14 protein-coding genes and 5 pseudogenes are annotated in these 21,591 nt (G+C 59.3%); 10 read left to right on the top strand and 9 right to left on the bottom strand.

Going from position 1 to position 21,591, the window contains the following annotated elements:
• Window positions 1–121 precede the first annotated feature (121 nt).
• From P6U28_RS25385 to P6U28_RS25375, 3 genes are read right to left on the bottom strand one after another with little or no spacing between them, the layout of a single operon-like run.
• Window positions 122–3,025, bottom strand: a complete 2,904-nt coding sequence (locus tag P6U28_RS25385; RefSeq protein WP_129146100.1) for an NHLP bacteriocin export ABC transporter permease/ATPase subunit — start codon at window positions 3,023–3,025, stop codon at window positions 122–124.
• Window positions 3,022–5,244: an NHLP family bacteriocin export ABC transporter peptidase/permease/ATPase subunit gene (locus P6U28_RS25380; RefSeq protein WP_245163260.1), complete on the bottom strand. Its 2,223-nt coding sequence runs from the start codon at window positions 5,242–5,244 to the stop codon at window positions 3,022–3,024. Before P6U28_RS25380 ends, P6U28_RS25385 begins: the two co-directional genes overlap by 4 nt.
• On the bottom strand, window positions 5,237–6,505 hold the full coding sequence (locus tag P6U28_RS25375) for an NHLP bacteriocin system secretion protein (RefSeq protein ID WP_129146099.1): 1,269 nt from the start codon (window positions 6,503–6,505) through the stop codon (window positions 5,237–5,239). The genes P6U28_RS25380 and P6U28_RS25375 overlap by 8 nt, the downstream gene beginning before the upstream one ends.
• 142 nt (window positions 6,506–6,647) lie before the next feature.
• Between P6U28_RS25375 and P6U28_RS25370 the strand changes: the two genes are divergently transcribed.
• The 3 genes from P6U28_RS25370 to P6U28_RS25360 all read left to right on the top strand — a co-directional run bounded on the left by P6U28_RS25370 (window position 6,648) and on the right by P6U28_RS25360 (window position 9,256).
• Entirely contained in the window at window positions 6,648–7,175 is a 528-nt protein-coding gene (locus tag P6U28_RS25370) for a hypothetical protein (RefSeq protein WP_245163261.1), read from the top strand.
• Between the two features lie 362 nt (window positions 7,176–7,537).
• Window positions 7,538–8,017 carry a Crp/Fnr family transcriptional regulator gene (locus tag P6U28_RS25365; RefSeq protein WP_129146119.1) on the top strand — a complete coding sequence of 160 codons (480 nt, stop codon included), beginning with the start codon at window positions 7,538–7,540 and terminating at the stop codon, window positions 8,015–8,017.
• Between the two features lie 552 nt (window positions 8,018–8,569).
• Window positions 8,570–9,256 (top strand): hypothetical protein, encoded by a 687-nt coding sequence (locus P6U28_RS25360; RefSeq protein ID WP_208738573.1) that lies wholly within the window; start codon window positions 8,570–8,572, stop codon window positions 9,254–9,256.
• 43 nt (window positions 9,257–9,299) lie between these two features.
• Here the strand turns inward: P6U28_RS25360 and P6U28_RS25355 are convergent, their stop codons facing one another.
• The gene (locus P6U28_RS25355; RefSeq protein WP_407120186.1) at window positions 9,300–9,668 is read right to left on the bottom strand and encodes a tyrosine-type recombinase/integrase; all 369 of its coding nucleotides are present in this window, start codon (window positions 9,666–9,668) and stop codon (window positions 9,300–9,302) included.
• A gap of 392 nt (window positions 9,669–10,060) precedes the next feature.
• Between P6U28_RS25355 and P6U28_RS25350 the strand changes: the two genes are divergently transcribed.
• From P6U28_RS25350 to P6U28_RS25340, 3 genes and pseudogenes are all read left to right on the top strand, one after another.
• Complete coding sequence (locus P6U28_RS25350; RefSeq protein WP_407120185.1) at window positions 10,061–11,467, top strand: MEDS domain-containing protein; 1,407 nt, start codon at window positions 10,061–10,063, stop codon at window positions 11,465–11,467.
• Window positions 11,468–12,063: 596 nt separating this feature from the next.
• On the top strand, window positions 12,064–13,395 hold the full coding sequence (gene ltrA / locus P6U28_RS25345) for a group II intron reverse transcriptase/maturase (RefSeq protein WP_164937182.1): 1,332 nt from the start codon (window positions 12,064–12,066) through the stop codon (window positions 13,393–13,395).
• Window positions 13,396–13,694: 299 nt separating this feature from the next.
• Window positions 13,695–13,886 (top strand): annotated as a pseudogene (locus tag P6U28_RS25340) (transposase); the annotation flags it as partial.
• Window positions 13,887–13,955: 69 nt separating this feature from the next.
• Here P6U28_RS25340 and P6U28_RS25335 read toward each other — a convergent pair.
• Window positions 13,956–14,227 (bottom strand): annotated as a pseudogene (locus P6U28_RS25335) (hypothetical protein).
• 349 nt (window positions 14,228–14,576) lie between these two features.
• Here P6U28_RS25335 and msrB point away from each other — a divergent pair.
• The 4 genes and pseudogenes from msrB to P6U28_RS25315 all read left to right on the top strand — a co-directional run.
• Window positions 14,577–15,023: a peptide-methionine (R)-S-oxide reductase MsrB gene (msrB, locus tag P6U28_RS25330; protein ID WP_209296260.1), complete on the top strand. Its 447-nt coding sequence runs from the start codon at window positions 14,577–14,579 to the stop codon at window positions 15,021–15,023.
• An 8-nt stretch (window positions 15,024–15,031) separates the two neighbouring features.
• Window positions 15,032–15,544: a peptide-methionine (S)-S-oxide reductase MsrA gene (gene msrA / locus P6U28_RS25325; RefSeq protein ID WP_209296261.1), complete on the top strand. Its 513-nt coding sequence runs from the start codon at window positions 15,032–15,034 to the stop codon at window positions 15,542–15,544.
• 13 nt (window positions 15,545–15,557) lie between these two features.
• Window positions 15,558–16,478 (top strand): hypothetical protein, encoded by a 921-nt coding sequence (locus tag P6U28_RS25320; protein WP_209296262.1) that lies wholly within the window; start codon window positions 15,558–15,560, stop codon window positions 16,476–16,478.
• Window positions 16,475–16,663: pseudogene (locus tag P6U28_RS25315) on the top strand (transposase); the annotation flags it as partial. The gene P6U28_RS25320 and the pseudogene P6U28_RS25315, both read left to right, overlap by 4 nt.
• 101 nt (window positions 16,664–16,764) lie before the next feature.
• Here P6U28_RS25315 and P6U28_RS25310 read toward each other — a convergent pair.
• The 4 genes and pseudogenes from P6U28_RS25310 to P6U28_RS25295 form a co-directional block, all read right to left on the bottom strand.
• Window positions 16,765–17,355, bottom strand: a pseudogene (locus tag P6U28_RS25310) (TCP-1/cpn60 chaperonin family protein); the annotation flags it as partial.
• A gap of 610 nt (window positions 17,356–17,965) precedes the next feature.
• Window positions 17,966–18,376, bottom strand: a pseudogene (locus tag P6U28_RS25305) (transposase); the annotation flags it as partial.
• A gap of 399 nt (window positions 18,377–18,775) precedes the next feature.
• Window positions 18,776–19,810 carry an alpha/beta fold hydrolase gene (locus tag P6U28_RS25300; protein WP_407120184.1) on the bottom strand — a complete coding sequence of 345 codons (1,035 nt, stop codon included), beginning with the start codon at window positions 19,808–19,810 and terminating at the stop codon, window positions 18,776–18,778.
• A gap of 309 nt (window positions 19,811–20,119) precedes the next feature.
• On the bottom strand, window positions 20,120–20,746 hold the full coding sequence (locus tag P6U28_RS25295) for a hypothetical protein (protein WP_407120183.1): 627 nt from the start codon (window positions 20,744–20,746) through the stop codon (window positions 20,120–20,122).
• Between the last annotated feature and the right edge of the window lie 845 nt (window positions 20,747–21,591).

Raw genomic sequence — 21,591 nt, 5'->3', positions numbered from 1 at the left:
GTCGCGACACGGTGTCGATGCCCAACGAGCGTACTCGTGTCCACCGGCCGAGAGATCCTCATCCACAGGGAATGACCCGGCCCAGCGATGCGTCCGGATTATCGTCTCCGCCGCCGTTAGGCTAGCGTTGAGCCGATTCGAGCAACTGCCGCTTGGCAAAATCCGCAAACGGCCCCGGCTCGTTCATGAGCTCCGCGTAGCTTCCCGCTTGCACCACCTTGCCGCGCAAAAGCATGACAATACGATCCGCATTGCGCACGGTGCTGAGGCGATGCGCAATCACAATCCTCGTAATGCTCAAGCGTTCCAGCGAGGTGCCGACGATGCTTTGGGTTTGGTTGTCGAGTGCGCTGGTTGCCTCATCAAACAGAAGAATCCGTGGTGAGCGCGCAAGAGCGCGGGCGATCAATAGTCGCTGCCGCTGACCGCCTGATAGCGTAGTCACGCCTTCCGCAACCAGCGTATGCATGCCCATCGGCATCTGCGCGATGTCGGCATCCAGCGCGGCCAGGCGGGCGGCTTCCCAGGCCTTCTCCAGCGGCAAATCAACGCCGCCGCAAATGTTGTCGTAAAGGCTTCCGGTTGCGAGCTTGGTATCTTGCAGCACTACGCCAAGCTGCCGGCGCACGGCGCTGATGTCGAGCGTGTTGAGGGCCTTGCCATCGTAAAACACCGTGCCGGCTTCCGCCCGCTCAAAACCGAGCAGCAAACGAAAGAGCGACGATTTCCCGCTGCCCGAGGGACCGACGATCGCGACGTAGTCACCCGTCGCAATGCTTAGGCTGACGTCATCCAGGACCTTCGGCCCGCCCTTCATATAGCGGAAGACGATGCCGGAAAGTTCAATCTCCCCGGAGAGTTCCCCGGGCGATCGGCGTTCTTCGGAGATCTCGGCAGGAGTGGAAATCACGGGCTTCAGGCGGCTGAGGTGAGGAATGGCCACCAGGGACTCGCTGACGCTCGAGGCCCAACTGCCGATCGCGGCCGTTGTCTGTCCGAAGGCTGCCAGAAAGCCGAGAAATGCGCCGAGGTCGAGTAGGATATGACTGTTTGTGTAGGAGGCAAGCGCAAAGATGGTCAACGTCGCCAGCATCGGAAAAGCGGTGTCAAAGGTGCTCAGCGCGTTGGCCGCTTGCTGCGATGCGATGAAATACCGCCTCTGTACGGCAAATTGTTGCGACCAGCGCGCCAGCGCGCGCGATGTTGCGCCGGCCACGCGAAGCTTGCCTACTCCTGCAATCAATTGCAGGACAAAGCCGCTGGCCTTGCCTTGCAGGTTGAAATGCTTGGTTTCGTAATAGAGTCGCACGGCGCTCGCGGCTAGAATTGCAGCCGCTCTAACCATAGTGAGCAGCAGTGCAATGCTGCCCAGTCGGAGGTCATAGTAGAGCATCAGCCCAATGCTGAAGAGACAAAAGAACGAGGCCGTAAAGCCGCCCAGCACACGTCCGGTGAAGATCCGGCGCGTGGCGTCGATGCCCATGGCGCGATCGACCAAATCGCCGCTGGTATATTCGCGAAACAGGGAGGTTGGTAGGCGGAGCAGTCGGTCGATCAGCGCGGCCTGAAGCTTGTAGTCGAGCAGACCTTCGAGCCTTAACGTGACCCGTCCTTGCATCACCTGTAGGCTGGCGATCGCCACAGCGGTGACCGTCAGCGCAAGCGCACAAACAACGAGTTGGTCGATCTCGGTTCGCGGGATAACCGAATTCACCAAGACATTGGTGATCAGTGGCGGCATCAGCGACAGTAGGCCGATTACCATAACGGCCAACGCGATGCGCGCGATGCTGTCGGAGACGCCTCGCATCGCGAAGGCAAGCAAATCGCGATATTGGAGCGGGCGGGACGGCAACGCCGGATAGAAGGTGATGGCCTCTGGCTTGAGCTCACCGGCAACGGAGCGATCGACGAAGCGGCGAGTTCCACTCTTTGGGTCGAACATCGTGTAAGTGTTCACCCGCTTGCGCACCAGAGCCACTGGACTGCGTTCGGCTCCGTGCCAACCGAGGAGCGGTCCAGCATCGGTCGTCCACCAGACATCGCGCAGAAGCACACGGCGGATCCGCAACTGGGCTGTGCGAGCGATCTCCAGAATGTCGCTGAAGGCCTGTCTTGTGGGTTGAGCGCGCTGCGAAAGTGCAACCGGTATTCCCAGTTCTTCTCCGACAACCCGGCAACTGCAAAGCAGCGGGTCTGCCGGATCCCATTCGGATTGCGCGCGATCGGCTTTCTTGACCACGACATCGGCGAGCCGCTCAAACGAGTCGAGCGTTTGCGACACAGTGAGTTCGTCGCGGCGGACCAGGCGTTCCCGCTCTCGAATGAGGCCCTCTGCCAGGCTGCGCTCAAGATGGGAAATGAATGCAATCTGCAATCGGTCAATGGCGGGCCAGAGAACCAGGGTATCTGGCGGGTTCGGGTCGAGACGCAATTTGCACCCATGCTCGCCAGCTTCCACCCACATCCCGGCGGTCAAAGGGAAGGGAGGCTGCCCGGGAGCGAAGCTCGAGCCGAGGTCCATGACCTTTGCGGTCCCGGTGTCGAGGTGTGCCCACACGAGGTCCCGCATCGGACCACGACGTCGATCGCCTGGGTGCAGTTCAATCGCCTCGCCGCTCAGCAACTCGGAGATGGCTTCGTTTGCCGCCGAGCGGACCATGAACGCCGCCAATTGGGCGATCCAGCTAGACACAGAGCCAAATGACGCTGCGCTGCGCGGCACCTCCAAAACTGCATTCCCAGGCGGGCCGACAGCGATGATTTGCAGTCGGCTGCCCGAGGTTTCGCAGGCATTGTGCAGGTCCAGAATGCATCCGCCGTTTTCGACACGAAACAAATGCTGGCGCGTGCCTGTCGGCCGAACTGCAAACAAATCGACGTGACCAGCTGCCACTTGAAGAACGTGTTCATGGTCGCTGAGAAGCATTGGGCGACGCGCATCGAGCGAAGTCCGGTGCGGCAGACCGATCGGGGCCTCGCGTTGTTGCCCAACGAAATTCTCGCTGACAAATCGATCCGTCATTCGCGCGCCACCAGTTTGGCATAGGAGGCCTGAAGCGCAAGAAGCTCTTCATGCGTGCCACGCTCAACGATGCGACCGCGTTCAAGCACGACGATTTCGTCGCAATCGCGTATCGTGCTCAAGCGGTGGGCGATGATGATACAGCTGCAGCCCCGGCGCCGCAGGTTGTCGTCGATGGATTTTTCCGTAATCGGGTCAAGTGCAGCCGTCGCTTCATCCAAGACAAGGATCGAGGGATTACAAACCAGAGCTCGGGCGATTTCGATGCGCTGACGCTGACCGCCGCTGAAGTTCGTGCCGCCCTCGTTTACGTGGCAGTCATAATTGCCTGGTCTCGTCGCAAGGTCTTGATGAATCAGCGCGTCCTTGGCCGCCGTCAGGAGGTGACGCTCATCGGTTGTCGAATCCCAGAGCGTCAAATTGTCTCGCGCCGTTCCCTCGAACAGAAAGACGTCCTGGTCGACATAGGCGACGGAGTTCGCAAAAATGTCCGCAGGGATATCCGTCAGCCTACATCCATCAAAACGAATCTCGCCCGACCAGGGTTTGTACAGTCCGCAGATGAGTTTGCCGAGGGTTGATTTTCCGCTGCCCGACATGCCAACGAGTGCCACGCGTGAACCGGCAGGTATCACCAGCGAAAGATCGGCCAAAAGCGGCGGTTCGAGCACCGAATAGCCGAAGCTGATGTTGTGAAGTTCGAGCCGGCCGGTAAGCTTCGGCGGCAGGGCACTCGAATGTGTCGGTGGTTGCGGCGCTAGCGGGTATCGGTAGACATCCTCGAGCCGTTCGAGTGCTCCCTTGATGGTTTGCAGTCCACCGAAATAATTCACGAGGTTGACGAAAGGCTCGGAGAAACTCAGTGCTAGAGATTGGAAGGCTACGAGGCTTCCCAGTGTCAGGGAGCCCTGAATGACCCGCAAGCCTCCGACACCAAGAATCGCTGCGATCATGAGACCCGTGAGCAAGGTCGGGACCATGTCCAATATGATGGCGGAGGCGCCGATCCTCTGTTCGGCGTTGAGGTTTTTAGCTTGAAGACCGGCCCACCGGCCGAAGGCGTCGTCTTCCAACCCACTTGCTTTGATGGTTTCGATAGTCCGCACCATGCTCACGGTTGCTCCGAGCAGCTTTCCCTGATCGAGCGCCAGCCGATAGCTCAGTTCCTGGCGGCGTGAAGCGACAAGCCGCAGGAGAAGAACATTTATCAAAGAGATTGCGACGCAAAGAGCGGTCAGGCTGACGTCGTAGACGGCCATGGCTGCGGCGAACAAGACCACCGACATCAGGCTGAGCGCATTAGCTGCAATGCCGCTTGAAAGCAGACGGGCGATCTGTTCGTTGGCTGCAATACGACCCGCAATGTCGCCCGCGTGGCGTTGGGTGAAGAATTCCAGCGGCAGCATCATGAGGCGCCAGAGAAAACGGCTGGTCATCACGACTGCGAGCTTGGTCTGCAGCCGCAATAGCAGCGATTGACGTATGATCGTCAGGACGGCCCGCAGGGTCGCCGTCAGCGCCATGCCGATCAGGAGCGGCACAAGCCAGTTGGGCGTGTGCTGAATTAAAATTTCATCGACAAAGATTTTTGAGAATCCCGCGGCAACAATATTGGGCAGGACCGCGGCGATGCTGACCACAACTAGCAGGGCCACCGCCTGCTTTGAGTGGCGCAGCTCCCGTATGAGCAGGTTTATTCCCTTCGGTTTGCTGCCAACTTTCTCGAACCTTTCGTCCCGTTCAAACACCAGAACGACCCCGGTGAAGGCGAGGTCAAGCTCGACCAGATCGATCCGCCGACGTCCGCTCGCGGGGTCGTTTATATAGGCGTGCTTCTTGTCAATTCCTTCCAGGACTACGAAATGGTTGAAATTCCAGTGAATGATGCACGGGGTTGGAATCTCGGCGAGCGCCGGAGGTTCGACGCTGTAGCCCTTCGCCGCCAGCCCGTATCGGCGCGCCGCCCTGATGATGTTGCTCGCCTTGCTGCCGTCGCGCGATACGCCGCATGCGATACGAAGCTGCTCCAACGGGATCCACGCGCCGTGATAGCCGAGGATAATGCCGAGCGCTGCCGCTCCGCATTCGACGGCTTCCATCTGCAGTAGGATGGGTGTCCGCCGGATGCGTTGCTGCGGCAACCAGCTCGCCATGCGGCTGACGTAAGATTTTGGTCGGCCGCGCTCGCTGGTTGGCTGGTTTGGAGAGGGCTTATCCATCAATTCCCGTGAGGTGCTTGAGCAGGGGTATCACCAGATCGATCGGGCGCCGGCGGCGTGTTGTGATCTCGGCCCGCGCCAACGTTCCGCTGGTGAGATGAATGTTCGGCCCCTCGCCAACGGCCCATCTATATCCGGTTGCAGTGGAGGTATCTTCATCGAGTGCAACCATCGCGGCGTAAGGCGCACCGTCGCGCGAGAAGCGTGAAACCAGGCTTTCGTTATGCAGCAGCGCACCCATGCCTTGCGGCGTCATCGGGAAATCAGAGATGCTGACCACCTGGCCTAGCATCATACCAAATTCCTCGCGCTTCACCGTGCTCGGCTCCAGTTGCACCTGCATGCCAGGCTTGATCTGTTTGCCCCGTTCGGCAGAAACATAGACGACGGCTTGGAGCTTGGTGCCTTCGCTTTCGATCGCAATAACCGGTGTACCGACGGCTAGCACCGAACCGGACGAAATCTTCACTTCCAAAACCCGCCCGTCCATCGGGCTGATCACCTGGGTGTTCTGGCTCAGCTGTTCGGCGGCGGCATTCATTTGCCGCCGGGCCTCGTTGAGCGCAAACTCGGACTGCTGAATTTCGCGCCCGCGCTCCGTTTCCAGATCCGTCTTCTGCGACCGCAGCTTTAAGATTTCGTTCTGGGCGTCAGTACGGCGCTGTTGCGCATCGGTCAGCTCCTGACGTCGCTCTTCCAGATTGCGCCGCGTCGTGTATCCCTTAGCCAGCAAATCCTCCAGGTTTTTGACGTCGACGGTGAGATACTCGATACGTTGGCTCGTTGCCTTGATCACCTGTTGCAGGGCGATTTCAAGCTTTGCAAAGTTCTGGCTCTTGGCGGCGAGCTCGCTTGCAGCTTTCGATACCCGATCGGCGTGCTCCCGCTCGCGTTCATGAAAGACCTCGGTAGCTGCGTTGTGCTTTTGCTGGATCTCGGTCTGAACGATCTGAGCGATGGGTTGGTCCTTCTTGACGTGATCGCCGACCGAAACTGCGACCGACTGCAGCCGTCCGGCAGCGGCGGATACAGCGTCGACGACCTTACCGCCACTGCCAATGAGGATACCTTCGCCTGAGACGCGAGTGGGCACGCGCCCGAAGATGCCCCACAGCACGGCCGCCCCGAGCGCAATGCAGAGCACGAGGGTCAGAATCCAGTCAGCGGGCTTGGTGATAACAACGAGATGATCGAGCTGCTCGGGAGACGCAGCCCGGTCAAGGGCCGCGGCGCGAAACGCCCGTTGCGGCCGGTCGGTCATGCTCTTATGCTCCGGCTTTGGGAGCGGTTCAGACGCCGACATGTCTGCACGCAAAGCAAGTGTGAACTGAAGTCGACGATGGCTGATCTTTGCACAAGATCGACCGTCCAACAATAAGGGGCGAGCAGGGAGAGCGGCTGAAATGCACGGGCTGATGGGCACCACGTTGTTTTCGTTCCCAGCGCGAGCGCGTCGAAAGATGCTGGCCGCCGGCTTGGGGCTTGCCTTGGTCTTACCCGGTGTGTGCGGTGCGGGCGTCCTGTCCGAGAGCGATTTCCGGCAGGCGGAGAGCCTTAAGCCACTCTTTGCCAACCTCATGAACGACCTTGTCGCAACCGCGAAGCGCCCTGATGTTTCCAGCGGCGACGCCGAGTGTGTCAACTCGACTGTCCGGGAACTTCTGCAAATCTCCGACGAACTCGCAAGCTACGAGTATCTGATCACCATGGAGAAGGATCTGACCGACTTCGGCGACAAGAGTCCGATGCGGGACATCGTCAAGTTTGCCGTCGACAAGAGCAGCACGATCCTGACCGGCGAAAGAAAACGATTAGTTCAGATCTCCGAGCGGTGTTCCAAATATCCGTTGGGGCAAGGCAAGATTGAGCAGGCCGTAACCGTCATCGACACGACGACAGGCATATTGGCTTCCATTCGAGCTCGCCTTTGACCGGGGGGAAGGAAGCGCCCGCGCGGTAGGCGATCTCGACGTGCGGAGATGAGCGCGAAGGACCACTTGCAGATCGGAGAAAAGCGCGCCCAGGTCGACCAGTAAGTAGCCGAGCACCTCGAGAACACCTTGGTGCTTTTTGTAAACTGGGCGGCAAGCTTCCGGCGATGTAGGCCCTGACTGTCTTTCGATCGGCCCGAAGTTGCTGGGTGAGGGCGGTGACCCGACAGATCTTTGCGATGCAAATGCCCGATCATGACAAGTTCCCGAGGTTGGATCACCGCGCTCGTCCTGCTGCCTGCGGCAGCAGCGTCGACGTCTCGGCGGCTTGCCACCGCTGGTCGCGGGAGTATATTTTGTCAATGGCTGTCAGCTCGCCCGATCTGAAAGCGTTTTTGCTTGCCACACCGTTCTTCGGTGGTCTCTCAGACGCGAGTTGCGATCTCTTGGTCTCAATGCTGGTCGAGCGCAGCTTCGACGTCGGTGACACTGTCGTGGCGGAAGGAGAGCCGGGCCGCTCAATGTTCGTTGTTCAGTCCGGCGAGCTCCTGGTGAGCAAGATCGGGCGCTCGGGGCGCATAATTCGCATGGCGAGCCTCGGGCCTGGCGACTTTTTTGGCGAAATGACGCTTATCGAAATGCAGAACCGGTCAGCGACCATCGTCGCGCAGAGCCAAACTCTGCTGTACGAGCTCACGGCTCGACAACTTTACGCGTACTACAAGGCCGATATCTACGCGTATGTGATGGTGATGCAGAACGTCAACCGCGAGCTTTGTCGGCGGCTTCGTCGCGCCGACAATCGCATCGCGGAGTTGCAGATGCTTCACGCGAGTCAGTGACGAAGTGACGACCTGCTCTTCGCCGAGAAGCGGGCCATTCCGACAAGGACAAAACCTTGGGGGTCAATGCAGGTTTCAAGACGCCATTGTCGGAATAGCCATTGATTTTACTCGGAAATCATACGTCTCTTAATCAGCGGGGCCCAGGTTCGAGCCCTGGTGCGCCCACCAAGCTTTTCAATGGCTTGGGTACCCTCGGGACAGCCATTCCGACAAGCGGTCAGCGGCTGCACCTGGCCCAGTTCACACTTCGTGGCCACGAAATCCTTTCCTTGAGGCTGTTGGCCGACGCTGGGTTACATGCATTCCCGACGAGCGGAGCCGAACGCTCCGCGTCACCTGAGCCAGCACTTGCGACGCTTGTAGTGCTTCACGTCGCGGAATGATTTTCGCCTGTCACCGGCAACGCCAAGTGCGATAATCTGCTCTTCCGTGAACCTTGCTCGCTTCATCTGTCCGTCCTTCTTCGGGCCGGACTCTAACTCCATCTGGAGGAAATACGCAGGGGCAGGTCAGTGGCAGCTTGCGAACGTCCGCCCGGGCGTTTGCTACGTGGGCCTGGCTTATAAGAGGCTTGACCCTACCGGTGATGATGGTTTCGCGTGCTGCGCGGCACAAATGTTTTTGGCTAGTGGCGAAGGCGTCGTCTTCCGCGGGGCATTGGGGCCGTGGTTCCGAGCAGATTCGAAGCAATTTCATTTGGATGCGCCAGCCGCTAAAGCGCTTCTGGAAGTCGTTATTCGTGAATATCGAGACAAGCACGAAGGCAAAGCACCAACGCAACTGTTCATCCATGCTAAGTCATCTTTCCAGGATGAAGAATGGAGAGGCTTCTTGGCGAGCGCTCCGCCGGAGACGAGCGTCGTTGGGGTGCAGATAGCTGACGGACGCGATAGCCTAAAGCTGTTCCGCCCGGCAAAATATCCTGTGCTGCGAGGGACAGCGTTGGTCTATCAAGACAACGAAGCGTTCCTATGGACTTCTGGATACGTGCCGCGTCTCGACACCTACATTGGACCCGAGACACCCAATCCACTGATTGTCCGGGTGCAAAAAGGAACCTGCCCCCTTGAGCAGGTGCTTTCGGACGTCATGGGTTTAACAAAGATCAACTTCAATTCCTGTCTCCACAACGACAGGCTACCGGTTACCATACGGTTTGCAGATGCTGTGGGCGATGTGATCCTCGGCGCGCCACAAACTGGCGAACCGAAGTTGCCGTTCAAGTTTTACGTTTGATGGGCCCTTCGAATGCAAATCGGGCGCTTGCCCGGTGCTTTGATCACGCGACGCAACACTTTAGATCCTCGTTGATGCCGGCGGTGTCAAAGGCTTTGCCCCAGGACGAGCGGAATCCGTCTTCGGTCCAAGGCTGATCGCGGGTGTTCATCAAGATGTAGATGCCTCGCTTCTTGCTTGAGTCGAGATACGTCTTGAGCGGTCTGCTGACTGGAATAGTGACGCGCTTGGCTTTGCTCCTCTTGCCGTGGCGGATGGTTTTGGATTGGACTAGGCGAATGTATTGGCCGTCGTAATCGGACCATTTCAGCTTCAGAAGATCACCCTCGCGTTGACCGGTCCAGAGCGCCAACATCATTGCATCGGACCAGACGCGGTCTCGATCATTTGTTGGATAGCGTTCTCGCCCCATACCTTTTCTAGTCGGTCACCACTCTCATAAAGCCTGCCGCCCCGCTCGCACGGATTGATACTGATCCGGCCGCGGTCCTTAATCGATCATTGGTGGATGCGGCGATGAGCAACCCACGACCTTAGCCGACGAGAATGCGCCCTGGCAAAGTCCACGATGCGTCTCAGACGATGGATAAGCTGTCAGCATCACTGACGTGCCGCAGCAAAAAAATCTTTTTTGGCAGCTATCGATCCCGAGGAGGAAATTCTTAGTAAGAAGTCCGTTTATCTTCTCGGCCGCTCGGACCTAGAGCACCATTATGATCAAAACGCCAATCGCTACTGCTGCTGCGGCCGCAGTAGAACTTTGGTTCTGCGCAACAAGAACGTTGGAAATTGGAGGTGCCCCCAATGACAACAGAGATGCGGAAGGCCGGTATCGACGTCGTTGGCGACATGGTGGCCTGGGGTGCCCACTTTTGCCTCTTTTATGAGACGAGAGAGGATCTCCTCGACACATTGATCGAATTCTTCAAGTCGGGTTTGGGAAGGGAGGAGTACTGCCTGTGGGTTGTTGCCGCGCCTTTTACGATCGAAGAAGCCACAGCTGCTTTGAAAGCCGCGGTGCCTGACCTGGGTCGCCACCTGGCGGACTCCAGGATGGAAATTGGGTCGGCAAGCGATTGGTTTCTCCAGGGCGGGACGTTTGATGGCAAGAGAGTGACAGACGCTTTGTATGAGAAGTTTGCTCGCGTATCGGCGAAAGGGTACGCCGGCATGAGAGCGAGCGCGGATACCACCTGGCTATCAAAGAAGGACTTCTGGCGACACTTTTGCGACTATGAAGATGGTCTCAACGAGGTTATCGGCAATCAGAGCCTCGCCCTGCTGTGCACGTACCCGCTTGCGACGTGCGGAGCTCATGAAATCCTGGATGTGGTGCGTACACACCAGTTTGTCCTCGCAAGGCGACACGGGAATTGGGACATTGTCGAAACCGCCGCGCTCAAGCGAGCCAAGGCCGAAATCAAGGGGCTCAATGAGGAACTCGAACAACGTGTCGTAGAACGGACCAACCAGCTGATGTTAGCGTCGGAAGCGTTGCGTGAGGCGCAGACGCAGCTCGCGCACGTCAATCGCGTCGCAACGATGGGAGAGCTGTCGGCCTCGATTGCCCATGAAGTCATGCAGCCAATCGCGGCGACAGTTACCAATGCCGGAGCTGCCTTGCGCTGGCTAAATGCCCAGCCGCCAAATCTGGAGCGGGCCCGGGAGGCGCTCGGCAACACCGTCAAGGCAGGCAACCGAGCCACCGACGTCATAGGCCGGATCCGTGCCCTAATCAAGAAGGCGCCCCCACTGAAGGATACCTTGGAGATCAACGGAGCAATCCTTGAGGTCATTGCCTTGACCCGGGGCGAAATTTTAAAGAACGGCGTCTCGGTGCAGACACAACTCGCGGAGGGCTTGCCGCTCATTCAAGGAGATCGAGTCCAACTGCAACAAGTGATCCTCAACTTGATCATCAACGCCGTCGAAGCGATGAGCGAGGTCAGTGAAGGGGCGCGAGAGTTGCTAATCAGCACCGGAAAAGATGCGTCGGGCGGGGTGCTCGTCGCCGTGCGGGATTCGGGCCCGGGACTGAAGCCGGAGAGTTTTGACCGCCTGTTCGACGCATTCTACACCACCAAGCCCGGTGGCATGGGCATGGGATTATCGATCTGCCGATCGATCGTCGAAGCTCATGGGGGACGAATATGGGCCTCTCGTTCGGCCGGCCCGGGTACAGCCCTTCAATTTACCCTGCCAATGGCGTGAGACTGTAAACGCAAAATTGCACTCGTCTTCGCAGCCCCCCACGTCGTGAACGGTAGTCCCCGCCGTTCCGGAGGGAATTGTTGCCTGAAGTTCCGTAATGGGTGTGCGCCGTGAAAAGGCGGCGCTTTCCAGTGGGTGCAAGTCCCACCCGGCAAACGCTCCAGCCGGAAGCAATCGGAGCAGTCATGGAGGTAACGAAGTGGCTGAAGCCTTCGATTAGCGTGTCACGAATTGGTGACAGCGCGAGTGTGCAGGCCGTAACGCGAGTGAACGCCGAGCAAGCCTCGAAAAGGACGATGCGCAGGCCGACCCGACGACCCTTTCGGGGAAGGCTGATACGGCTGGGGGATTGAGCGAAGTAGTACGCCCAGCCGCTGCGCCGGGGTAGTGGCGACAGCATGTACACAAGGAAAGCGTACGCAACACGGGAGGCCCTACGACGTGGTCAGGGATGATCAACCGGACGCCCGCGAGGGACAGGCCGGGCGCCGTGGGGATGCGGAGAGGTTCGTAATACCGCTGAAGCCGGGTAACGCCGGGGGAGGGAAGGGACCTCAGTTCAAGACGAACGCAAGACGTAGTGAGGGACCTGGGGATTGGGCAACCTATCAACTCCGAAGAGTGTTCAGAAACTGCAGACGGCGTTGCACGCGAAAGCGAAGGCAGAAGCCGGCTACCGCTTTTATGCCCTGTACGACAAGATCAGCCGGGAAGACATCTTGGCCCATGCCTATGCCCAATGCCGCTCCAACAAGGGCGCACCGGGGGTGGATGGTCAGGACTTCGCGGACATTGAAGCGTATGGGGTGCAGCGGTGGCTTGGCGAACTGGCGCTTGCGCTCAGGCAGGAGACGTATCGACCGGACCCTATCAGAAGAGTGTACATCCCGAAGGCCAATGGCAAACTCAGGCCATTGGGCATCTCAACCTTGCGCGATCGGGTCTGCATGACGGCAGCGATGCTGGTGCTGGAACCGATCTTCGAAGCCGACCTTCCACCCGAACAGTACGCGTACCGTCCTAGGCGAAATGCTCAACAGGCGGTGGTCGAGGTGGAAGGGCTGCTGTTCCGTGGTCACCCGGAAGTCGTCGACGCCGACCTCGCGGACTACTTCGGGAGCATTCCGCATGCCGAACTTCTCAAGTCGGTGGCGCGCCGGATCGTGGATCGGCGCGTGCTGCATCTGATCAAGATGTGGCTGGAATGCCCTGTGGAAGAAACCGACGATCAAGGAAGGAAGACACGCACGACCGAAGCCCGGGACAACCGGCGCGGCATCCCGCAAGGTTCACCCATCTCGCCACTGCTGGCTAACCTGTACATGCGCCGGTTTGTGCTGGGATGGAAGATGCTCGGTCTCGAGCGAAGCCTCGGCACTCGCATCGTGACCTATGCCGACGATCTCGTGATCCTATGCCGGCGGGGCAAAGCCGAAGAGGCCTTGTCGCGACTGCACGAGATCATGGGCAAGCTGAAGCTGACGGTCAACGAGGACAAGACACGAATCTGCAAGGTGCCGGAAGAGGAGTTCGACTTCCTGGGATACTCGTTCGGACGGATGTACTCAGCGAGAACCGGCCAGGCGCGCCTGGGGTACCGGCCATCGAAGAAAAGCATCAAGCGTATGGTTGAGCAAATCCATGCGCTGACGGACCGAACGGGGACGTGGCAAGACACCACAGAGTTGGTGGCGAAGTTGAACCGCACGCTGCGCGGATGGGCGAACTACTTCAATGTAGGCACCGTCACCAAGGCGTATCGGGCGATCGACAACTACACCGCTGTGCGGTTGCGCCGGTGGTTGCGCATCAAACACAAGGTCAGGCGACGCAAGGGCGGGACCTATCCACTCTCGCACCTTTACGGGCACTTCGGGCTCGTACGTCTCACCGCACTTGGGCGCGACGTGCCGTGGGCGAAGGCGTGAGGCCTTGTCCGAGAGCCGGATGCGGAAGATCTGCCTGTCCGGTTCGACGAGCGGGATGTGGAAACGGAGTCACGGCTACACCACTAAGGCACCGCCAGACGAAAGGGGCGGCAACAGATATGTGCAGCCTAAAGCCACCGCGCCACATCTCGACTCCACCATTTTCGATGGTTTCAGCGGAGATTGTCGGCTGGCTGATGTCCGCTTCTACCCCGTAAGCGTCCAACCGGGGCCTGCCTGGAAGCGTTGCGTCTGGCGAGACTCCTATAATTTAAGCTTCCAAACTGGAGGCTCGAACCATGCGCTACGAACTCGCCGATTATGAATGGATTGCAATCAAGCCCATGCTGCCGAACAAGCCGCGTGGCGTTCCTCGGGCTAACGACCGTCGTGTCCTCAATGGCATCTTCTGGGTCTTGCGCTCTGGAGCACCATCGCGTGATCTGCCCGAGATGTTTGGTCCGTACACCACATGCTACAACCGCTTCCTAGTCGCTCCGGGCAAGTAGCGGGCGCTATGCGGTCCAGCGACACGAAGCTGAGGCTCCTTTAGATCAAGGCTAGTCCGGTGGACAATCGTGGCAGGTGTCCCCGATCGAGTCTAAGACCTCAGTAATTGCGGCTGCGGCTGCGGCGGCGGCCGGCGAGACGCGCGGCGGCGGCGCCTCACGGGCGATCTGGAATGCGCGGTCTCGGACGTGAGGGGGCGGCCCGGTCCTGCATCCAAGCGTGCTCCTCGCATTTGGCGGATGGCACCGGCGTCTCTCAGCGCCAAAATGGCCCAGCTGCGCAGGGTCCGTATTGCCGGCCATCTCTCCTTCGTCATCAGCATAGAGATCACTCCTGCCGGGACGAATCCTTCCGCCCGCCTGCTCGTTCCGGGCGGTTAGCACGGGTCACGACGACGTAGTCGAGGAATTTATCGAACGCATTCCAGAAAGGAATTGGCGGTTTGCCGTGGGTCGTCACAGCATTGACGGGAGTTGCCGAAGTCAATGACCCATCAGCAACTCGAGTCCGCGAAAGGTCAATCGAACGGTGGAAAGGTTCTCCACGCTGATTTTCGACGTCAATGAGACTTTGATCGACCCCGTATCGATTGCGCCAAAGGAAAGGCCGAGACGATTGTCGCAGACTTCTGTGAGTGGGTCTTCAATGCAGAACAAAACGGAGTACGGCGAATGCCGACCTACAGGAAAAACCCCGAAGCGGTCTCGAAGTTGACTCCCGAGCAGTACCGCGTCACGCAGACTGACGGGACCGAGCGCCCCTTCGCCAACGAATACTGGGACAACAAGGAGCCCGGTCTCTACGTCGACGTGGTTTCCGGCGAGCCGCTCTTTGCGTCCTTCGACAAGTTCGACAGCGGGACGGGATGGCCGAGTTTCACGCGGCCTCTCGAGGCCGCAAATGTCGTCGAGAACGTTGACAGCTCGCACGGCATGACACGGACCGAGGTTCGCTCCAAGCACGGCGACAGCCATCTTGGCCACGTCTTCCCGGATGGGCCGCGCGACAAGGGCGGGTTGAGGTACTGCATGAATTCGGCCTCCTTGAGGTTCATCCACCGCGACCAATTGGAGAGCGAAGGATACGGCAAGTACTCAAAGCTGTTCTCAAAGCAGTAGGTCTGACGATGGCAGCGACTACAGAACGCGCGATCCTGGCAGGAGGTTGCTTCTGGGGAATGCAGCAGCTGGTGCGGCGCCTACCCGGCGTCGTCTCGACGCGGGTCGGCTACTCGGGCGGCGACGTCAAGAACGCCACATATCGCAACCATGGCACGCACGCGGAAGCGATCGAGATCACGTTCGACTCGAGTCAGACGAGCTTCCGCGACCTGCTCGAGTTTTTCTTCCAGATCCACGATCCGACGACGCTCAACCGGCAGGGAAACGACCGAGGCACAAGCTACAGGTCGGCGATTTTTTACACGAGCGAGGAGCAGCGCCGCATCGCCAAGGACACCATCGCCGACATCGAGGCGTCAGGGCTATGGCCGGGCAAGGTTGTGACCGAGCTTTCACACGCCGGCGATTTCTGGGAGGCCGAGCCCGAGCACCAGGATTACCTGGAACGGCATCCGAACGGCTACACCTGCCATTTCGTCCGGCCCCAGTGGAAGTTGCCGGTCAGAATTCGGGCCTAAGGAGATTAACTATATGACCCGTCCGCGATCGTCGAAGCTCTTCCTTATACCTCTCGTGCTGCTTCTGTTCGGGACTCTCGGAATAGAAGCACGCGCTTCTGAGCTTGTAGGTCATGTCTACGTGCAGACCAATGAAACCCAGAACCGCATCATGCACTTCGGTCGCAACGCCGATGGGCAACTCAAACTACTCGAGAGTATCCCTACCGGGGGCGCTGGGTCTGGCGTCTTCAAGCCGATCAGCGGCCAAAAGAGTGCGCCCAACGCATTCGAGGGCGCTGGCAGCGTGATCCTGGCCGAATCCAACACTCTGCTGTTCACGACGAACGGCGGCGACAACAGCGTGACGAGCTTCCGGGAGAGTCCAGACGGCAAGCTGACACTGATCGATCGACAACCGACTGGCGAGCCCGTAATAGGGCGCGGCGGAACGGCGAAGTCGCTCGCCTACCGCTCCCAAAGTCGAACTCTATACGTGCTCCATGCCTTCGGCCCCAACCACCTCCGGTCATACACGGTTGCCGAGGACGGCAAGCTGAAGCTGCGCCCGGAGCGGGCTTCAGTAAATACCGCAACAAAGACCGATCGGGTGGCGACACAAGCTGTCCTGTCGCCCGACGGCCGGTTCCTGCTGGTCGATATTCTTTTCGACGCTCGTCCAGCCGTCAATCCGGACGGGTCGCCAAATCTGGTCGTGGCGAACGCCCCCGATCCAGACGGGCTCGTGATATTCCCGGTGCGCGACGACGGCGCACTCGGCGAGGCCTCCTTCGCCAATGCCGGCGGCGCGGGACCATTCTATATCGCCTTCCTCAACCGGAGCCGCGATACTTTCCTGAACGGTTTCGCGGTAGGAGACGGCGTACTAGCACTACTTTGGCAGATTGTTGATTTTGGCGCGTTTTATAGGATTCCCGAATCAATTTTTCAATGATTCATGGGTGGTCGGCTCTTGGAGGGCTGACCATGCTGGGATGGGAAGACGAACTCGAACGCTGGCTGATGCCGTTCTTGGACCGACTGGGTCATAAGACCCGGCAGCGGATGTGTCCTCTGTATGTTGCGGGATTGATCGGTCCCGGCGATCGTAAGAGCGTTCAGCCGATGGCGGAACGCCTCCGCAGCTAAAAGGCAGCGGCACATTGAGATGCACATAGTTCCAGTCGTGAGAATAATCGGAGCTGCACCAAAAATGCGTCAGAGCCAATATTGCAAGCCGAGCGGTCGAATTGCATGCCTTCGACGACCTCCAGCTCGGTCTCGAGTGACTTGGCTTCCTCCACCGTGATCACCCCCTCGTTGCCGACTTTCTTCATTGCATCGGCCAGGAAGCGTCCGAATTTGCTTGTCACCATTGGCGGAAATCGTCGCGACCTGCGCGATTTCGTCGTTTGACGTAAGCTTCTTCGTATTCTTTTTTAGTTCATCGACGACCGCGTCGACCGCGAGATCAATACCACACTTAAGGTCCATGGGATTCATGCCCGCTAAGACTGCCTTGGCGCCTTCACGGACAATTGCATGTGCCAGAACGGTAGCAGTGGTTGTGCCATCGCCGGCCTGGTCGGAGGTCCTTGAGGCAACCTCGCGGACCATCTGTGCTCCCATGTTCTCGAACTTGTCCTCGAGCTCTATTTCTTCGCAACTGTTACGCCGTCCTTGGTAATGCGAGGCGCACCGAAGCTCTTTTCAAGCACAACGTTGCGACCCTTCGGGCCTAGCGTCACCTTGACGGCATTGGCCAGAATGTCGACGCCACGCAGCATTTTGTCTCGGGCCTCTGTCGAGAATCGTACCTCCTTTGCGGTCATGATGGTCTCTCCCAAACGCTTACCTGCGCGACCTCAAGATCACGTGCTCCATGCACTCGAACGTAACGACATCGGCCGTGGGCTTGTCTGGCAACCGTGACATCGGATCGGGAAGATTGGCGCCTGCGGCAAGTGTTATTGAGTTGCGTGCCGACATGATGTTCATCCCAATTTGTTCACGGTTTGGCGCCGGCAGGCACGCCAGGGTCAGCTGAGCGGTGAGATCACGCCGGCGCTTGTTCCGGTCGAGATCGCCTCGGCGCCGACTCCGGTAGCGATGAACCCCTCGCAACCGGCCTCTTCAACGCCTGAGCATCGCAGGGCTGGCATCATTGAGATCGAGCTTGGCGGCTGTCGCACGTTTTCAGAAGCCTTTTGAGAGCCACGCGCTCAGGAAACTCCTGGCTCCGGTCCTCCAGGGATCGCTTGGCCGTTGCTAGTCCTGTGTCGAAAGCACCTCGCGCACAAGCCCCACCAAAGACGCCATCGTGTAGGGCTTGGCAAGCCAGCCGAGCGGCGCATAGGGCGCGGCCCTGTTGCGGGTCTGCTGATCGTCGTGGGCTGTAGCAATGACGCAGCGCAGACCAAACGCGCGAAACAGATCGCCGGCGGCCTCGATACCGTCCCGCGTGCCGGCAAGCCCCACCAGCTCCTCGGTGACCTGCTTCACCTTCCGGGTCGAGACGCCTTGCACGTACATCTCGGCCAAGGCCGCTACCAGCGCCTTCTCCGAGCGCTGGTAGCGCTCGAACAGCTCGGTCGAGAACCGTCCCTGCCTGTCCTGCGGCACCTTCGGCTCGATCTTGCCGACCCGGGTGATCAGCGAGCGGGAATAGTAGCCGGAGCGATAGCCAAGCCGCCCCTCGCTGCGCTCCCCTTTCTCCGCACCCAGCGTCTCCGTCATCTCGGCTTCGAGAATGTCCTGCACCGCACCCTGGATCAGCGGCTTCAGGAACTCCTTGTCCGACCTCAACAACTCTTTGACTGCAGAGACATCCGTCCTAATCTTCGTCACGGTCATGGCGGGTCCAAGCTCCTCTACGAGCGGTGATCTTCGCAATCACCGGACTTACCATGACCGCTTCAGCCTCTCAGCTTTTGCAGAACCTCCCGCACACTACCATCTCGCAACAGCCTGTTCGGCGGTGTCGCCGATGACAAGGGTCGGTTTGCCCGTCGCCAAGGCGCTGGGTCTCAGCCTTGTCGTGAAGCAGGAGTGCGCCAAGGGTCGCCGGTCTGATCAAGATCCGGAGAAGCGCACACCGCATTAGAAAAGCTGGAAGCTTACTCGAAAAAGATAGTGGCTAGCTCGGCGCTTGCTTCTATGGCTATTGAGCTGGCCCATTGCCATGCCTTACTCGTAGGGGGGCCGCGCGAGAAACGCTGGTCGAGGAAAGATGCTCACTGGCACGAAGGGATTTCAAGTTTTGTGATTGCCCCCCTGGCGCAACCACTCGATCACGTGCGGCCAGATCTCTCGATGCGCTCGGCGGCCGACGAGAGCACCAACGTGCTGCAACGCCACTCCGATCTCCGGCTCATAGACAAATACCCTTGGGCTGCTCAATTGTTGCAGCGTGGACGAGGGCGGGACGACACGACTCGTATGATCGACGATCGCCGCCACTGGCAGTTCAGCAAGGGCGTCGCAGCGGGCAGTACGGTCGAGCAGGTGCAGGTCGTTGCGTGCGAACCGGTCTTCACGATAGAGCAACTCGATCACGTCTTGGAGTAGTTGGCGCGATGGGGCGAACTCATCGAGGGTCCAGCGAATGACGCGGCCGTGGAGCGCGAGCGCTTCCAAATCGGACAAGCTGGCCCAAGCATCGCAATAGCGCCCGACGAAAAACTCCTCTGGAGCCGCGGCAACGCTCGCACAGTCCAGCAGACTACCCGCAATACGACGGCTCAAAACCTCAAACTGCGCATCGATCGCGATCGGTCGCAAGGCTCCGGTGCATTGGCCGAACGCGAGGGGGGCCTGAACCAGGACGAGTTTGCCGACGCGCCGCCGTACAAGTGCAGCCGCGATGGCAGCCAGAGTCCCGCCAAGCGAATGGCCAATGACCACTGGCGCTCGTTGGTGATCCCTTGAGAGCTTCTCGATCGCCGCAAGCAGCAGAGCTATGCTCGTCTCGAGGTTCCAGTCCGCAGCCTGTTCCTCCGGCCATTCGTGCAGGTAGACGGCAAACCCAGCATCGGCGAGCCGCCGTATCACGCTGACCTGTGGTAATAGATCGAAGATGTACGGCCGCTTGATGGGCGCAGGCACAATCAAAACGGGATTAGTTGCCGCAGAATTCGAAAAGTAGCGGCGTAATTGAAGATCCGGGTGCTGCACGCGATACCAAGTCATCTCTTGCGGCGCATACCCTGCATTATCCAGCAGGGTTCCGAGCGACTGTCTTAAGACATCGCCCATCAGAAACATCGCGTTCCAACTGCTGCGCACCATGACCGGATCATCCAGTGCGGGGCAATGGCTGTCGCAGCACGGAGTTCCAACGTCGAGGAATATGATCTGCCCGGTCTAAAGACCATTGACCTGGATCGCCGAGATTGCCGGGACTTACGCCAGTAAGGTTATCGGTGAGCGAGGCGCTTGGTTTCCCGACAGCGAAGACAATCTTCTCGGAATCAGTCAATCCGTTCGATCCTAGAGGACGGTTGGGTCGCCTGACGGGTCTTCTACTCAGGATGAGCGGTCGGTTCGCTTCTCCTTCGATGTTGTCCCGCGAAAAATAGCGACGCGACGATCCCCCGCCTAAAGCTCAACTCGTGCTCGCCACACATTTGCTCGGCTCGACATCTCGCAGCCTGCTCGCCGATGCAGTCGAGCTTCGCGGTGCAGATCACTCGCCGGCTGCTGTCTACCACGAACACTCTGTATGGGTGCAGCAGGTAACGCGTGGCTGTCGGGTGTCGACCGGATCAGGTCGACCAGCTGATCAAGTTTCGCGAGCGCGCTCTTGTCGCGCACCATCAGCCGCCGGTTGCTGATCCGGATGTCGTCGTCGAATCCGGCATCGGCCGCCGCGTTCGTGCTCAGCACCATTCCCCGGCGGTTGAGAACGAGTGCAGGCTGCTGAACCTGGTTCAGCACGTTGGTCATGGACGTGAGCGCCACGCGGCCCACTGCAGTGGCAAGGGTAGCCGTTTCCGTCAGTCGCGGTGCGAGCCGCGCCAGCAAGCGTTTGTCACGCGCCTCGAAAGAACCCACGCGACCCGTTCGCTGCAGGGTCAGCGCCCAGGCGGCGGACTCGGCCCAAAAGCCGACACCCGCGAACCATTGAAACCCGAACGGATACAGTACCTCATTATACATGGGATCGGAACGGATCTGCTCCGGCGTCAGCACGTCGTGGTCGGTGACGATCTCGCCGGACATCATTTGCGGGAATCCAGCGGCTCTCGGATCTCTTAGGTGCCAATCATGCTTGAAGTACAGCTGAAGGGCCTCATCGATCGATTGCGTCCGTGGGACGTCTGGCGTTCGAACGTCGCTCTGGAGAAGGATGGCCGCTGATGCGCCGACCGCTCTGCAGATGTCGTCCATGATGGCGGGCCAAGCGGCGGGATCGATGGCGGCTTCCCCTAGTCGATCGATGACGTTCGACAACCGATCGTTATCAACTCCATTTGTCCCCAAGAGCGGTCCCCCTTCCGCGTAAACCTGCAATTGCCGTTTTATGGCGGCAGTTGGCACAGGCAGGCCAAAATGGCCTGTGTGCCAGCCGACTCACACCCTCCTCCAAAGGTACCCCGGCCTTCGCGCCGCCGCAGCGAGCAAGGGCCGCCTTCAAGCGCGATAAAATGCGGCCCTGATCAGTGTCGACACGTCACTACGTCATTGTCGTCATGGGAAATCCTGAGATGTGGGTATAGTTGCTCGGCGTAAGCCGGTCTGGATTGGCGGTGAGCCGTCGGACGATGCCGTCGGCAGTTACCAAGCCACACCGCGGCCGGCCCCGCACACGACTTTATTGCGTCTGCTTACTCGTTCGAATGAGATAGGACATGGGTTTCCGCCCAGGCGCGCATATTGAACTGCCAAACGAGGAGAAACTGACGCAGCCGACACAATTCGAATGTGTGACCTTTGCCTTCGGAGCCGGAGCACGCTGTGAACTCTATGAGTGGTTCAAAGTGGCCCTGAAAACTCTGAAGGAGCGGAAGGCCGCCGAGAGCCGAGAGCGAGCTATATTCAGCAACCGATTTCCGCACTCAGAAACTCGA

This window comes from Bradyrhizobium sp. STM 3561, from assembly GCF_045571455.1.
Classification (GTDB): Bacteria; Pseudomonadota; Alphaproteobacteria; order Rhizobiales; family Xanthobacteraceae; genus Bradyrhizobium; species Bradyrhizobium vignae.
The sequence above is the reverse complement of the archived record's forward strand: the minus strand, read 5'-3'. Positions and strand labels throughout refer to the sequence as shown.

Coding starts and splice junctions, on each gene's coding strand:
- P6U28_RS25375 (WP_129146099.1), bottom strand. CDS start 6,505: ATGACCGACCGGCCGCAACGGGCGTTTCGCGCCGCGGCCCTTGACCGG.
- P6U28_RS25300 (WP_407120184.1), bottom strand. CDS start 19,810: ATGGTGCGCAGCAGTTGGAACGCGATGTTTCTGATGGGCGATGTCTTA.
- P6U28_RS25350 (WP_407120185.1), top strand. CDS start 10,061: ATGACAACAGAGATGCGGAAGGCCGGTATCGACGTCGTTGGCGACATG.
- P6U28_RS25370 (WP_245163261.1), top strand. CDS start 6,648: ATGCACGGGCTGATGGGCACCACGTTGTTTTCGTTCCCAGCGCGAGCG.
- P6U28_RS25355 (WP_407120186.1), bottom strand. CDS start 9,668: ATGGGGCGAGAACGCTATCCAACAAATGATCGAGACCGCGTCTGGTCC.
- msrA (WP_209296261.1), top strand. CDS start 15,032: ATGGCAGCGACTACAGAACGCGCGATCCTGGCAGGAGGTTGCTTCTGG.
- msrB (WP_209296260.1), top strand. CDS start 14,577: ATGCCGACCTACAGGAAAAACCCCGAAGCGGTCTCGAAGTTGACTCCC.
- P6U28_RS25320 (WP_209296262.1), top strand. CDS start 15,558: ATGACCCGTCCGCGATCGTCGAAGCTCTTCCTTATACCTCTCGTGCTG.
- P6U28_RS25385 (WP_129146100.1), bottom strand. CDS start 3,025: ATGACGGATCGATTTGTCAGCGAGAATTTCGTTGGGCAACAACGCGAG.
- P6U28_RS25295 (WP_407120183.1), bottom strand. CDS start 20,746: ATGATGTCCGGCGAGATCGTCACCGACCACGACGTGCTGACGCCGGAG.
- P6U28_RS25365 (WP_129146119.1), top strand. CDS start 7,538: ATGGCTGTCAGCTCGCCCGATCTGAAAGCGTTTTTGCTTGCCACACCG.
- P6U28_RS25380 (WP_245163260.1), bottom strand. CDS start 5,244: ATGGATAAGCCCTCTCCAAACCAGCCAACCAGCGAGCGCGGCCGACCA.